A 13,103-nucleotide genomic window follows, 5' to 3' on the forward strand; every position below is an offset into this window, starting at 1 on the left:
CCATGCGCCCTGCGATCCGGTATTTGCTGATCCATGTCGCGATCGCGGCATCCGTTCTTGCCCGGCCTGCACTTGCCCCGGCGGAGCCGAAGCTGGAAACGCACCGCGCCGGGGTCTCTGCCGATGACGGGTTGGGATGGCACCTTGCCGTATCGAGCAAGGGCTCCTTCTCGGTGCTGCTGCCGATTCCGTTCAATGATTTCACTACGCGCGACGCCGAGAGCGGTGACACCACGCATGTGGTCGGCGGCAAAAGCTCCGAAGGAATCAAGTTTGTCGCGGTCGAGCTGCCGCCCGGCAACAAGCCGCCGCCGGATCTTGCTTCAATCCCGAAAGCGCTGGCCGCAAATCCGGCGAACAAGGTTTCCGACGTCGGCCGCAAGACAAGCGGCGATGCCGAGATTCTGACCCTGACGGTGAGCGATGGCGGCAAGACCATGTACATGCGCTGCATCGATGCGAAAGGCACGCGCTACACATTGACGATCGAGTTTCCCAATGCCCATCGGGACCTGGTCATTGCAAACAAAGACAGGTTCTTCGAGTCATTCAAGCTGAAGACGAACTCTTGAGCGGCATAGACCTCGGCCACGCCGACCGTCATCCCATCGGGCTGCTCGACTGCTGGCTGGGCATTGCGATCAACACTCCTTGAACGCTTTGTGATGATTCGGCCACGATTGACCTTCATCGTCTACGACCAAAGTTCATGGGCCGTTCATTTCGATTTCCGTACCTCTGCCACCCAAGAAGCTCGGCAAAACCTGCCCCAACAAGGAGACTTCCATGCGTGAGATCGTCCGTCCCGTAACTGCTGCATTGAGCGTCGCGTGTCTCGCGATCGCAATGACCGCGGCGTCGAACAGCGGCGCATTCGCGCAGGCCAAGCAGCAGCAGATGGCGCCGCCGGCCAAGCAGCCCGCGCAAGCCGCGCCACCCGCGCAGGCTCCGGCACAGGACCAGGCTCCGCCGGTGAAGCAGATCGCGCTGACCGACAAGCAGCTCGACGGCGTGCTCGCTGCCTCCAAGGAAATGGACCCGATCACCGCGAAGCTTTCCCAGGACGCCAAGCCGGATCCGAAGATCGTCGCCCAGCTCGAGGGCATCGCCAAGAAGAACGGCTTCGCCAGCTATGACGAATTCAACAGCGTCGTCGACAACATCTCGCTGGTGCTTGGCGGCTTCGACCCGCAGACCAAGAAGTATGTCGGTCCCGAGGCCGTGCTCAAGGCGCAGATCGCGGAGATCCAGGCCGACAAGAAGATGCCGGCCAAAGACAAGAAGGAAGCCCTCGACGAGCTCAACGAGGCGCTGAAGACGCCGGCCCCGCCAATCGAGAACAAGGGCAACATCGATCTCGTCGGCAAGTACTACGACAAGCTGATGGAAGAGTTCGGCGGCAGCGACGACAATTAATGCGTCGCATGATCTCGCCGGAAAACCGCTTCGCACCTTTCCGGATCATGCCCTGAGCCGTCAGCCGAATCAAACAATGAGCCCCGGAGAAATTCTCCGGGGCTTTTGTCTTTTCTCCCTCTCCCCGCTTGCGGGGAGAGGGTTGGGGTGAGGGGCTCGTGCCGCAAACGCGGTAAGAAGTCTTTCGCGGCGACTCCCCCTCATCCGGATTGCATCTTCGATGCAATCGGACTTCTCCCCGCAGGCGGGGAGAAGTGGTGGAGTTACGTGCGCGTCCGCATCCGCATCATGAAGGTGTCGAAGCTGAGCTCGGCCACCTGCATCCAGGCGAGCGACTCGCTGCGGAAGGCGGTGAGGCTCGCATACATCTTGCCGAAATGCGGGTTGCTCTTGGCGAGATCGGCGTAGATCTCGTTGGCTGCACCGTAGCAGGCTTCGAGCACCTCCTGCGGGAACGGGCGCAACTGCGCGCCGGCCACGATCAGGCGTTTCAGCGCCGGCGGGTTGACCGCGTCATATTTACCGGTCACCCAGGTGAAGGTGTCTTCGGAGGCGGCCTGGATCGCCGCCTGATAGTGCTTCGGCAGCGCGTTCCATTTCTCCAGATTCATGATGTTGTGGCCTTGTCCGGTGCCTTCCCACCAGCCCGGATAGTAATAGTACTTCGCCACCTTCACGAAGCCGAGCTTCTCGTCGTCATAGGGCCCGACCCACTCCGCCGCGTCGATCGTCCCCTTCTCCAGCGCCGGATAGATGTCGCCCGCCGCGATCTGCTGCGGCACGCCACCGAGCTTCGAGACGATGGTGCCGGCGAAGCCGCCGACGCGGAATTTCAGGCCCTTGAGATCCGCCATCGACTTGATCTCCTTCCGGAACCAGCCGCCCATCTGGGCGCCGGTCGAGCCGGTCGGAATGCCGATGCAGTTGTATTCTGCGAGCAGATTGTTGAGCAGGTCGGTGCCGCCGCCCCATTACAGCCAGGAGATGTGCTGGCGCGTGTTGAGACCGAACGGCAGCGACGTGCCGAAGGTGAACGCGGGGTTCTTGCCCCAATAATAATAGAGCGCAGTGTTGCCCATCTCGACGGTGCCGTTCGAGACCGCGTCGAGCACTTGCAGGCCCGGCACGATCTCACCGGCGGCAAAGGGCTGGATCTGAAAGCGGTTGTCGGTGATCTCGGCGACGCGCTTGCAGAAATATTCGCAGCCGCCATAGAGCGTGTCGAGCGACTTCGGCCAGCTCGCCGCCAGCCGCCATTTCACCTCAGGCATCGACTGCGCGACCGCGGGCGCGGCGACCGCCGTCGCAGCCAGCCCGACGCCGCCTGCCTTCAAGAATTCACGACGCTTCATGCGTATCCCTCCTGTGTGCCGATACCTCGACAAGGGGAACGATCTTGGTGTCGTCTTTCTTCGCCGATCGATCGACGTTCTGTGATGAATGTGTCCGGTGGCCCTCGACGGGCTCTTGTTGTGGAAATCCGAGTTTCCGGTTCCGCCGGTCAGGATGATCGTTTGCCGGAGGAAATCAAGCGCCTGCCTTCGTTGCAGGTGCGAAGGACAATCGGCGCTGTCGGTCTCATCCGATACCCGCGGCGATGGCTGCCGGCCCTGCCGCGATCTGCTACGCAGGGCGGGTGGGTTGATGGGAGTTCAAGGACATGGCCAACAAGAAAATCGTGGTTGCCGGCGCGACCGGCCTCGTGGGCAACGCTGCCTTGCGACACTTCGGCGCATCCGACGATTGCGAGCGCATTGCGCTGTCGCGCCGCAAGCCGCGCGATCTCTACGGCGCGCGGCATGTGCGAATCGATCTCACCAGCGCGGAGGATTGCCGTCGCGCCGCAGCCGAGCTCGGCGGCGCAACGCACCTGATCTACGCCGCGCTCTATGAGGCGTCCAGCCTGGTCGATGGCTGGCGCGATGCCGGGCAGATCGAAACCAACGACCGGATGCTGCGCAATCTGATGGGCGTGCTCGAACCCGTCGCGCCTGATCTCAAGCATGTCGCGCTGCTGCAGGGCACCAAGGCCTATGGCGTGCATGTCCGGCCGCTCACGGTGCCGGCGCGCGAGGGCCGGTCCGAAATGTACGAGCAGCCGAATTTCTATTGGGCGCAGGAGAATTTCCTGCGCGAGCTGCAGCGGGGCAAGGGCTGGCACTGGAGCATCTTGCGCCCGGTCTTGATCATCGGCGAAGCCATGGGCGGCGCGATGGACCTGATCCCGCCGCTCGGCGTCTATGCGGCGGTGCTGCGCGCGCAGGGAAGGCCGCTGGATTATCCGGGCGGCGCGCCGCGCGTCGCGCAGGCGGTCGATGTCGATCTCTTGGCACGCGCGATCGCCTGGTCGGGCGACGCCGAGGCTGCGCGCAACGAAGCGTTCAACGTCACCAATGGCGACGTCTTCACCTGGGAAAATATCTGGCCGGCGGTCTCGGATGCGCTCGAGATGACGCCGGGCCGGCACGTGCCGCTGTCGCTGGCGCAGGAGTATCCGAAATGGATTGCGCCGTGGGACGAATTGCGCAGGAAGCACGACCTGATCGCGCCCGGCTTGGAGGAGTTCGTCGGCCTGTCCTTCCAATATGCCGATTACAGCATGCGCTACGGGCAGACTGAACCCGGTCCGCCGTCGATCGTCTCGACGGTGAAGATCAACCAGGCCGGCTTCACCGAGATGATGGATACGGAAGCCATGTTCCGCAAATGGTTCAAGCTGGCGAAGGCGAGCCGGCTGCTGCCGTAGTTATTGAGCCGCGCTCCATCTTCTCCCTCGCCCCGTTCTTACGGGGAGAGGGCTGGGGTGTGGGGCATCCATCCGGCGAGCGCTTCGCTGTTTGTCGAGCGCAGTGCCTTGCCCCTCACCCGGATCGCGCCGGACGATGCTCCGCATCGCCGGGGCGATCCGACCTCTCCCCGCAAGCGGGGAGAGGTGAAGGGCACACTCTCTCTTTCGGCGAGCGGAGCGACCGAAGACGTTACCGCGAGAACGCTACTTCCATCGCCTTGCGCGTCTTGATCGTATCGTTGCTCTCGTCGACCTCGACGTCGCTCCAGCGCACCACTGCGCCATGGGCGACGTCGTTCTTCAGCTTCACCCGATGCGCGAGCCCGATCGGCAATGCGCCGGCGGCGAGGCTGGCGGCGGCCGGTACCAGCTTGCCCCACACCGTATAGCCACCCTCGCCATCGAGCATCTCGCCGGCGCGCAGATTGCGCTTGGCCACCGCTGCGACGTCGCCACGGAAGCCGATGGCCTGCCCGGTCGGTTCGCCCCGCAGCGCGGCCGACAGCACCGAGATGTTCAGCTCGAGCCCGATCAGATGATAGGGCTTGTACATCGCGGCGAAGCGTCCGCTGGCGTCGGTCTTCAGGCCATATTGCCTGAAGCAGTCGGCGGCATAATCGTTCGGCGCCTCCAGCACGACATAGACGCCCCAGCGCAGATCGCGAAACACCGGCCGGCCGTCGCGCTCGAGCGAGGAGACGACCTCGACGACGCCGGACCGCTCCAGCACGCCGCCGCGCGAGCGCGGCCGCATGATGTGCGGCAGGTCGTCGACGCCGCAGGGCGGAAACAGCAGGCCGTCCGCAGGCACGTCGAGGCCGCAGGCGTTCGCAATCGCGGCCATCTCGATCGCCGATTTGGTGCCGTCGAGAAAGGAATTGAACATCTGCGGATTCATGCCGGCCGATTGCGCCTCGCCCGCAGTCAGGCCGTAATGCTGCCAGACGCCGTCGGGCGTCACGTCGTGATAGGCCGGCAGATATTTCGTGCCTTTGCCGGCAGCGACGACGCGGAAGCCGGTGGCCCGCGCCCAATCCACCATCTCCGCGGTCAGCGCCGGCTGGTCGCCATAGGCGAGCGAATAGACCACGCCGGCCTTGCGCGCTTCCTCGGCGAGCAGGGGGCCTGCCAGAACATCGGCCTCGACATTCACCATCACGATATGCTTGCCGGCCGCGATCGCCGCGCGCGCATGCTTGATGCCGACCGCAGGATTGCCGGTCGCCTCCACCACGACATCGAATGCGCCGCCGGCGATCGCACGTGCACCGTCGTCGGTGAAGGTGGTGGCGCTGATCCGCGCGTCGTCCCAGCCGACTGTGCGGCAGGCCTCACGCGCGCGGTCGCGGTCGATGTCGACGATGATGGGCACCTCCAGCCCAGGCGTGTGCGGCACCTGCGCCAGGAACATCGAGCCGAATTTGCCCGCGCCGATCAGCGCGACTCGGACCGGCTTGCCGGCGGCGGCGCGGGTTTTGAGGAGGTGATGCAGGTTCATGATGCTTTCCAAACAAAAGGGTCGTTCCGGGGCGCGTGAAACGCGAACCCGGAACCTCGAGATTCCCCGATGCGCGATCGCGCATCTGTGGTTTGACGCTAACGCGCCGCCGCGGAATGACGGCCGATTCTTACTCCGCCGCCTGCCGCGGTGCACGGGCGAGCCGCAGCAGTGCGTCGTCGTCCACCGTCTTGATCGGCGTGAAGTCGCGGTGCGCGATGTAGTCCGGCCGGGTCGGTGTGCGGATGTAGTTCGAGACCGCGTTCAGCGTCAGGTACACGATCTTGCGCGGGTAGGGCGTGATGTTGCCGGCAGATCCATGCACGAGATTGCCGTGGAACATCAGCATGCCGCCGGGCTTGCCGGTCGGTGCGACTATGCCGCCCTGCTTGACGAGGCGCGTCACGGTGTCCTCGTCCAGCGTCCACAGCGGATAGGAGGTGGTGGCGAGGTCATGCGAGGCCTTCAGGTCGCCGGCGTTCTGGCTGCGCGGCACCAGCATCAGGGGGCCGTTGATCGGCATCACCTCGTCGAGGAAGATCGCGATGTTCATCGCACGCGGCTCCGGCATGCCGTCGTCGCGCTTCCAGGTGCCATAATCCTGGTGCCACTGCCAGACGTCGCCCGTGAAGGCTGATTTCGCGTTGATCTTGAACTGGTGCATGTAGACTGGCTCGCCGAACACCTGCTCGACCGGCTCGATCATGCGCGGATGCGCGCCGAGGAGTCCGAAGGCCTCGTTGTAGAGGTGTGCGGCAAAGGCCGTGCGCGGCGCGCCGCTCTTCTCGCGCCAGACCTCCGGCCGGTTGGCGTCGTAGATGCCGACCGCCTCGCGCGCGAGCAGATCGACCTCCTCCTGGCTGAACAACTCGGGCAAAAACAGCCAGCCCTCGCGGTGGAAGAACTCGACCTGCTCTTGGGTCAGTTTCATGGTGCTTTCCTCCTTTGATTGTTTCTTTTCCTAGTCGTCATGCCGGGCTTGACCCGGCCATCCATTTTTTTCAAGCGGCGAAGCAAGACGTGGATGCCCGGGACAAGCCCGGGCATGACGGCCTTGTTTTGCTCACGCCGCCACGTCGATCGCCCTCAGCTTCTCCTCGGTCATCCGTCCCGCCGTCTGCGCATGCGCCAGCGCGGCGGCTTCTGCCGCTGCGGCATTGCCGGAAAAAACATGCGCGGCGATGGTCTCGTGTTCGGCCCAGGCGCTGTCGCGATAATCGAGCTCGGACAGCACCGTCGCCATCGAGCGCCGCATATGCGGCCATTGCGGTGCGATCGTTTCCTCGATCACGGGATTGCCGGCGAGCTGATAGATCGCGCGGTGGAAGTCGACATCGAGCGCGATCAGGCGCGCCAGCGGCGTGCCGTCATCGATCGCGCGTCCGGCTTCGAGCGCGGCTTCGAGCTGCGTGCGTGCCGCGGCATCCTCCTTGACACGCGCAGCGGCAAGCCGCGCCGCCAGCGCATCGATGGCGCCGCGGACTTCATAGAGTTCGCGGATGCGCTGCGGATCGAGCTGCGTCACCTCGAAGCCGCGTCTGCCGCTCTCCGCGACAAGGCCCTGGCGATGCAACAGATGCAGGGCGTGCGAAATCGGCTGGCGCGAGACGCCGAGCCGATCGGCAAGTTCGTTCTGGGTGATGCGCTGGCCAGGCAGCAGCGTGCGGTCGATGATCGCTTCGAGCAATCGCCCGTAAACCTGGTCGATGAGGTTTGGAAGCGGGTCCAACGGGATCATACAGACCGTCCAGCTTGGAATACGGAATTCCGTGTTCGAAAAATGAAGCTACTGCGGGTTGCAGGAGCGGTCAAGGCTCGAAGTTGCGACAGCGCTAAGCGATTGAGAATGGGCCGGTTTTGACCGGGCCGCGCTGCGGCAGCCGTCCAATGTCCGTCACGGTCGGCCGTCCGCCTCTTTCTTGATATGGACCAGAGGCGTGGATGCCCGGGACAAGCCCGGGCATGACGGGTTTGCGGAAATGCTACTTCGCCTTGCCCAGCTCCATCAGCGTCCGCGTCATCAGATAGAGCCGCGGCACGATCGAATTGGTGTCGATGTATTCGTCGCGCGCGTGATAGCCCCAGCCGGCGAGGCCGAAGCTTTCGACCACGACGGCCTTGCCGCTGCGCGCGGCGTAGCCGGCATCGGTCGCGCCGCCGGTCATTTCCGCGATGTCGAGCGTGCGCCCGAGTTCGGTGTAGATCGCCTGTCCCTGCCTGGCGAGTGCGCGGCCGCGATCATCAGCCACGAAGGGCGGACGGCCGGCGACGACCTTCACGGTCACTTCGGTGTCCGCGATCAGTCTGTTCTTCACCTTCTCGTCGAGCGCCGCCTGCAGCTTTTGCACGCCGTCGGGAATGGTGAGGCGGATGTCGGCGCCGGCGGTGGCGTGATCGGGGATCTGGTTGCGCACGGTGCCGGCCTTTGCGATGGTCCAGTTCAGCTGCGTGCCCGGAATCGATTTCGCGACGTCCTGGGTCTGCAGCAATTGATGCGCGAGCTCGATCAGCGCGTTGCGGCCGAGCTGCGGCGCGGCGCCGGCATGCGAGGCCTTGCCCTTCACATCGATCGTGCCGGTGGCGGTGCCGCTGGCGCCGAGCAGCAGGCTTTCATTTTTCGCGACCGGCGGCGCCACCGTCGGCTCGCAGGACAGCACCACATCGTGCTGGTCGGCGAGCTCGGCGATGATCTCGCCGGAGCCGATCGAGCCGACCTCCTCATCCGGATTGAGCGATACCGTGAGCTTGGCGTAGTCGCGCCAGCCCGCATCGTTCAGGATCTTGAGCGCATGCAGGATGACGGCGATGCCGCCCTTGTCGTCGGCAATGCCGGGTCCATAGATCCTGTTGCCGTCGACCTTGTAGGGCTGGGTGTCGAGGATGCCGTGCTCGTAGACCGTGTCCATATGCGCGATCAGCATCAGCTTCTTGCTGCCGCTGCCCTCAAAGGTGCCGATCACCATGTCGGCGCCGGCGCCCCTCGTGGTCTTGCGGCGTTCGGTCTTGGCGCCGAGCGCCTTCAGCCGCGCTTCGGTGTAGTCGGCCATCTTCTTCAGGCCTTCGACATCGCTGGAGCCCGACTCGATCAGCACCATGTCGTGCAGGCTCTCGATCACCGCCGGCTGGGCCTGCTCGGCGGCCGTACGCAGTTTTTCGTCTGCGGCGGCAAGGGCGGAGGAGGAGGCGAGGGCGAGCAGGCCGGCCGACGCGAGCAATTTGATGGATAGTTTCATGATTGTCCTCCCTGCACATATGCAGGGAGACACTAGCATCGCGATTTGTCTGTCTCCAGCCGCGTCAGCCGCGCTCAAGCACCTCGACATCGAAGGTCTCGATCTGCGAGGCGTCGGCGGTCGCGTCGATCGCCGCGATCCGGTCGCCTGAGATCGTGACCCGCAGCACGATGCGCAGCGCGCCGCCGAAGGTGACGGCAACGCCGATCCCGCCGTCGACCAGCGCGGCTTTCGCCGCCTGCGCGCGCCCCTTGAAGCTTTCGGCAACCGCTGCGGCGCCGCGGATGACCGGCAGCGAGCCTAGCCGCTGCGCAGCCTGATCGGCGCGCACCACGACGTCGGGCGCCAGCACCGCCAGCAGCCCTTCGAAATCGCCGTTGCGGGATGCGGCGAGGAAGGCCTCGACGATGCCGCGCTGCCGGCTGAGATCGGCATCCGGTGCGGGCGGCGTGCCCTGCACGCGACGCCTGGCACGGCTGGCGAGCTGCCGCGCGGCGGCCGGCGTACGGCCGACGATCGGCGCGATCTCCTCGAACGGCACCGCGAACATGTCGTGCAGCACGAAAGCCAGCCGCTCGGCCGGCGCCAGCGTTTCCAGCACCACGAGCAGCGCGGCGCCGACGGAATCGGCCATATCGGTCTCGCGCTCGGACGGATTGTCCGCGATCGGCTCCGGCACATGCGGGCCGATCGGCTCCTCGCGGCGCGATTTGCGCGAGCGCAGCATGTCGAGACAGATGCGCGCGACCACCGTGGTCAGCCAGCCGCCGAGATTGTCGACCGCAGCAGCGTCGGTGCGGCCGAGCCGCAGCCAGGTTTCCTGCACGGCATCGTCGACTTCGGCGGTCGAGCCCAGCATGCGATAGGCCACGGCCCGCAAGCGCGGCCGGTTGGCCTCGAACTGCTCGGCCAGAAATTGCTTCTCGTCCATCGGTCACATTCCCTTTGTCCGCTCCGTCATGGCCATGACGAACGAAACTGTGCCGATGTGACAACAGATCGGCGCGGCGCCGTCAAAAGGCAAATCAGGAGAGCGACATGATGAAAGCCCGCATGAACCACCCGGTGATGGTTGTTCCCGAGGCCATGAAGGCGCTGCAGGCGCTGAGCGAGAGCACCAAACAGGCATTGCCGGAAAAGCTGCTGGAACTGGTGCATCTGCGCGCCAGCCAGATCAACGGCTGCAGCGTCTGCGTCGACATGCACCCGAAGCTCGCCCGGCGCGCCGGCGAGACCGACGAGCGGCTGTTCGCGGTCGGCGCCTGGCGCGACGCGCCGTATTTCAGCGAGGCCGAGCGCGCCGCGCTGGCGCTGACCGAAGCGGTGACCCGGCTCAGCGACCGCGAGGATCCGGTGACGGACGCGGTGTGGGACGAGGCTGCCAAGCACTTTGACGAACAGCAGCTCGCGTCGCTGGTGCTCGGCATCGCGGCGATCAACGTCTGGAACCGGCTGAACGTCGCGGTGCGCCAGCCGGTCGGCGCCTGGAAGGTGTGACCTTCTCCCTCTCCCCGCAAGCGGGGCGAGGTGAAGAAACGGCACCGCTAGCGCGCCAGAAACTCCAGCACGACCTCGCAGTAGCGCTGCGGGGCTTGCTCGAACATCGGATGCGTGGTGCCCGGGATCATCTCGGTGCGCGCGCCCTTCACGTTTGCGGCGAGCGCGTGCAGCACCTTCGGCAGCACGCCCTTGGTGTTGGCGCCGCCGACGAACAGCGTCGGTGTCTTGATCGCTTCCGCGTCCGCCTTCGAGAATGGCGGGCGCTGGTCGCGGGTCTGGCCGATCAGCGTGGTCGCATTGTCGCGCAACAGCTGCTTGGAGGTTGCCGGAATCCGCTTCCACGCGCCGGGGCCTTCGAGCGCGTCCATGAAGATCTGCAAGCCGCCGTCGATATCGCCCTTGGCGATTTCCGCCGCGCATGCCGCGAAGCGTGCCGCCAGCGGCGAGGGGCCCGGCTTGAAATCGGGATCGAGGGTCTCGTCAAGCTCGCCGCCCGGCTCGGCAAGGATCAGCTTGCGCAACAGGTCGGGCCGCCGCTGCGCGGCGCGGAAGCAGATATGGCCGCCGCGGGAATGCCCCATCAGGTCGACCGGTCTGGTGTCGAATTTTTCGATAAAGGCGATCACGTCGTCGACGTGCTGCGCGATCGAATAGGTGTCGCCGACGCCGTCCCAATGCGCCGGGAAGAAATGCCGCAGGCTGACCGCGATCACGCGGTGCCGGCGGGTCAGCGGGCCGAGCACCGCCGACCAGATCCGGAAGTCGCACAGCGAGCCGTGCACGCAGACCAGCGGCGGGCCCGCTCCGACATCGAGATAGGGCATGTCGAAACCGTTGACGTGGAGGCTGTGCATTTTGGGCTCGCGGAGAGGCAGGAGATGTTGTTGATTTGGCCGAAGTTCCCACGGAATTCGGGTGGATAGCAACATTCTCCAAGCCTAGATTCCGGATCAACAGCAAGCTCACGCGAGAGCTGAAGGGAACATCTGGAGCGAGCCATGACCGGCCAGCATTTTGCAATCTTCGAAACCATGATCGGCGCCTGCGGCGTCGTCTGGGGCGAGCACGGCGTCACTGGCGTGCAGCTGCCGATGGGCACTGAGGAGAAGACCCGCAAGCGGATATTCCAGCGCAGCGGCGAGGTCACCGAGGCGGCCCCACCGGCTGAGGTGCAGCACGCGATCGACGGTATGATCGAGCTCCTCGCCGGCAAGCCGAACGACCTTGCCGACATCCCGCTCGACCTCGACGGCGTGCCCGAGTTCAACCGCGGCGTCTATGAGATCGCCCGCGCGATTCCGCCGGGCAAGACCATCACCTATGGCGACATCGCCAGGCAGCTCGGTGGCGTCCAGCTGTCGCGCGACGTCGGCCAGGCGCTTGGCCGCAATCCGTGCCCCATTGTCGTGCCCTGCCATCGCGTGCTCGCCGCCGGCAACAAGCCCGGAGGCTTCTCGGCCAACGGCGGCGTGGTGACGAAGCTGAAGATGCTCGAGATCGAAGGCGCGATCGTGAACCACACGCCGAGCCTGTTCGATTAGGGCGGGGCACGCTCTTATCCTCCCCTGGAGGGGGAGGATCGGTTCGCGTGAAATGCGAACCGAGGTGGGGTGAAGGTCTCTCGTATCGGGTGATGCCCGTATGGAGAGATCACCCCGCCCCGCCTCACATCTCACTTCGTTCGCTGTGAGCCGACCTTCCCCCTCCAGGGGAGGGTGGCAGAGAGCGTCTGTCGCGAGTTCAGTTTACCTCACACCGTCTCGCACACAAACCCGTTGCCCTTGCGCCGGATCTTGCCGACCGACGGCGAGGGGAAATGTGCCGTGCAGCACAGCGTGTCGGTGTCGCAATAGCGCTCCAGGAAGCTGCGGCGCGTCGTGGCTGCCTTGGCCGGATCGACATCGAACTTGATCGACAGCTCCGGATAGAGCGTCTGCAACGGCGAGTGCATGAGATCGCCGGAGAACACCGCCTCGTCCTTGCCGCGGCCCATCGTGAAGGCGACGTGGCCCGGCGTGTGACCGGGCGTCGGCAGGATGCGGACATGGTCGCCGATCTCATGGTCATTGCCGACGAGCTCGTGCCTGTTGGCTTCGACCACCGGCAGCACGCTGTCGGCGAAAGGCGGGATCTCCGCCTTCGCATTCTGCTCGGACCAGTGGTCGAACTCCTGCTTGGCGAAGACGTAACGCGCTTTGGGGAAGGTCGGAACCCAGCGGCCGTTATCCAGCCGCGTGTTCCAGCCGACGTGATCGACATGCAGATGCGTGCACATCACGAAGTCGATGTCGTCCACCGAGAAGCCGGCCGCGTTCAGCGCGCGCAAATAGGTGTCATCGGTCTTCATATTCCATTTCGGCCGCTGCGGCCGCGGCTTGTCGTTGCCGATGCAGCTGTCGATCAGGATGGTGTGGTGCGGCGTCCTCACGATGTAGGACTGGAACGCCAGGATCAAGGTGTCGCTGTCGTCGAGCGCACCCGTCGCTTTCATCCAGCCGCGGTTCTCGGCGAGCACGTCCGGCGTCAGCCCGGGCAGCATGTCGTGCGCGGGCAGGAATGTGGTCTCCTGCTCGACAATGCGATGAATGGTGAGATCGCCGGCGGTAAACTTCAGGCTCATGGTGATTCCTTGGCGTTGGCGTTTTCGAGCGAAGTGGAGTCCGGTTCG

At 65.0% G+C, this 13,103-nt stretch carries 12 protein-coding genes and 1 pseudogene; 5 read left to right on the top strand and 8 right to left on the bottom strand.

The genetic code is table 11. The features are described from left to right. Positions 1-2 precede the first annotated feature (2 nt). On the top strand, positions 3-572 hold the full coding sequence (locus RX327_RS05525; protein ID WP_050385645.1) for a hypothetical protein: 570 nt from the start codon (positions 3-5) through the stop codon (positions 570-572). Between the two features lie 214 nt (positions 573-786). Continuing rightward, the gene (locus RX327_RS05530; protein WP_317249694.1) at positions 787-1,416 is read left to right on the top strand and encodes a hypothetical protein; all 630 of its coding nucleotides are present in this window, start codon (positions 787-789) and stop codon (positions 1,414-1,416) included. A gap of 263 nt (positions 1,417-1,679) precedes the next feature. Here the strand turns inward: RX327_RS05530 and RX327_RS05535 are convergent. Continuing rightward, positions 1,680-2,768 (bottom strand): annotated as a pseudogene (locus RX327_RS05535) (TRAP transporter substrate-binding protein). A 308-nt stretch (positions 2,769-3,076) separates the two neighbouring features. On the opposite strand from RX327_RS05535, the gene RX327_RS05540 reads away from it, so the two are divergent. Beyond that, positions 3,077-4,162 (top strand): NAD-dependent epimerase/dehydratase family protein, encoded by a 1,086-nt coding sequence (locus tag RX327_RS05540; protein WP_050385642.1) that lies wholly within the window; start codon positions 3,077-3,079, stop codon positions 4,160-4,162. Positions 4,163-4,394: 232 nt separating this feature from the next. On the opposite strand, the gene RX327_RS05545 is transcribed toward RX327_RS05540, so the two are convergent. From RX327_RS05545 to RX327_RS05565, 5 genes are all read right to left on the bottom strand, one after another. Next, positions 4,395-5,702, bottom strand: a complete 1,308-nt coding sequence (locus RX327_RS05545) for an NAD(P)H-dependent oxidoreductase (RefSeq protein ID WP_317249695.1) — start codon at positions 5,700-5,702, stop codon at positions 4,395-4,397. A gap of 130 nt (positions 5,703-5,832) precedes the next feature. Beyond that, a complete protein-coding gene (locus tag RX327_RS05550) occupies positions 5,833-6,633 on the bottom strand; it encodes a phytanoyl-CoA dioxygenase family protein (RefSeq protein ID WP_317249696.1) in 801 nt (266 codons plus the stop codon). 132 nt (positions 6,634-6,765) lie between these two features. Next, positions 6,766-7,440: a GntR family transcriptional regulator gene (locus tag RX327_RS05555; protein ID WP_317249697.1), complete on the bottom strand. Its 675-nt coding sequence runs from the start codon at positions 7,438-7,440 to the stop codon at positions 6,766-6,768. 244 nt (positions 7,441-7,684) lie between these two features. Next, positions 7,685-8,935 carry a M20/M25/M40 family metallo-hydrolase gene (locus RX327_RS05560; protein ID WP_050385639.1) on the bottom strand — a complete coding sequence of 417 codons (1,251 nt, stop codon included), beginning with the start codon at positions 8,933-8,935 and terminating at the stop codon, positions 7,685-7,687. Between the two features lie 64 nt (positions 8,936-8,999). Next, complete coding sequence (locus RX327_RS05565) at positions 9,000-9,866, bottom strand: sigma-70 family RNA polymerase sigma factor (protein ID WP_050385638.1); 867 nt, start codon at positions 9,864-9,866, stop codon at positions 9,000-9,002. A gap of 110 nt (positions 9,867-9,976) precedes the next feature. Here RX327_RS05565 and RX327_RS05570 point away from each other — a divergent pair, with 110 nt between their 5' ends. Next, positions 9,977-10,432: a carboxymuconolactone decarboxylase family protein gene (locus RX327_RS05570; protein WP_050385679.1), complete on the top strand. Its 456-nt coding sequence runs from the start codon at positions 9,977-9,979 to the stop codon at positions 10,430-10,432. Positions 10,433-10,479: 47 nt separating this feature from the next. Here RX327_RS05570 and RX327_RS05575 read toward each other — a convergent pair whose 3' ends face one another. Continuing rightward, a complete protein-coding gene (locus RX327_RS05575) occupies positions 10,480-11,289 on the bottom strand; it encodes an alpha/beta fold hydrolase (protein ID WP_050385637.1) in 810 nt (269 codons plus the stop codon). 144 nt (positions 11,290-11,433) lie between these two features. On the opposite strand from RX327_RS05575, the gene RX327_RS05580 reads away from it, so the two are divergent. Continuing rightward, positions 11,434-11,976 carry a methylated-DNA--[protein]-cysteine S-methyltransferase gene (locus tag RX327_RS05580; protein ID WP_317249698.1) on the top strand — a complete coding sequence of 181 codons (543 nt, stop codon included), beginning with the start codon at positions 11,434-11,436 and terminating at the stop codon, positions 11,974-11,976. 209 nt (positions 11,977-12,185) lie between these two features. Here the strand turns inward: RX327_RS05580 and RX327_RS05585 are convergent, their stop codons facing one another. Next, entirely contained in the window at positions 12,186-13,055 is an 870-nt protein-coding gene (locus RX327_RS05585) for an MBL fold metallo-hydrolase (protein WP_317249699.1), read from the bottom strand. Positions 13,056-13,103 lie beyond the last annotated feature (48 nt).

Origin of the sequence: Bradyrhizobium sp. BEA-2-5 (genome assembly GCF_032918025.1) — a bacterium.
GTDB lineage: Bacteria > Pseudomonadota > Alphaproteobacteria > Rhizobiales > Xanthobacteraceae > Bradyrhizobium > Bradyrhizobium pachyrhizi.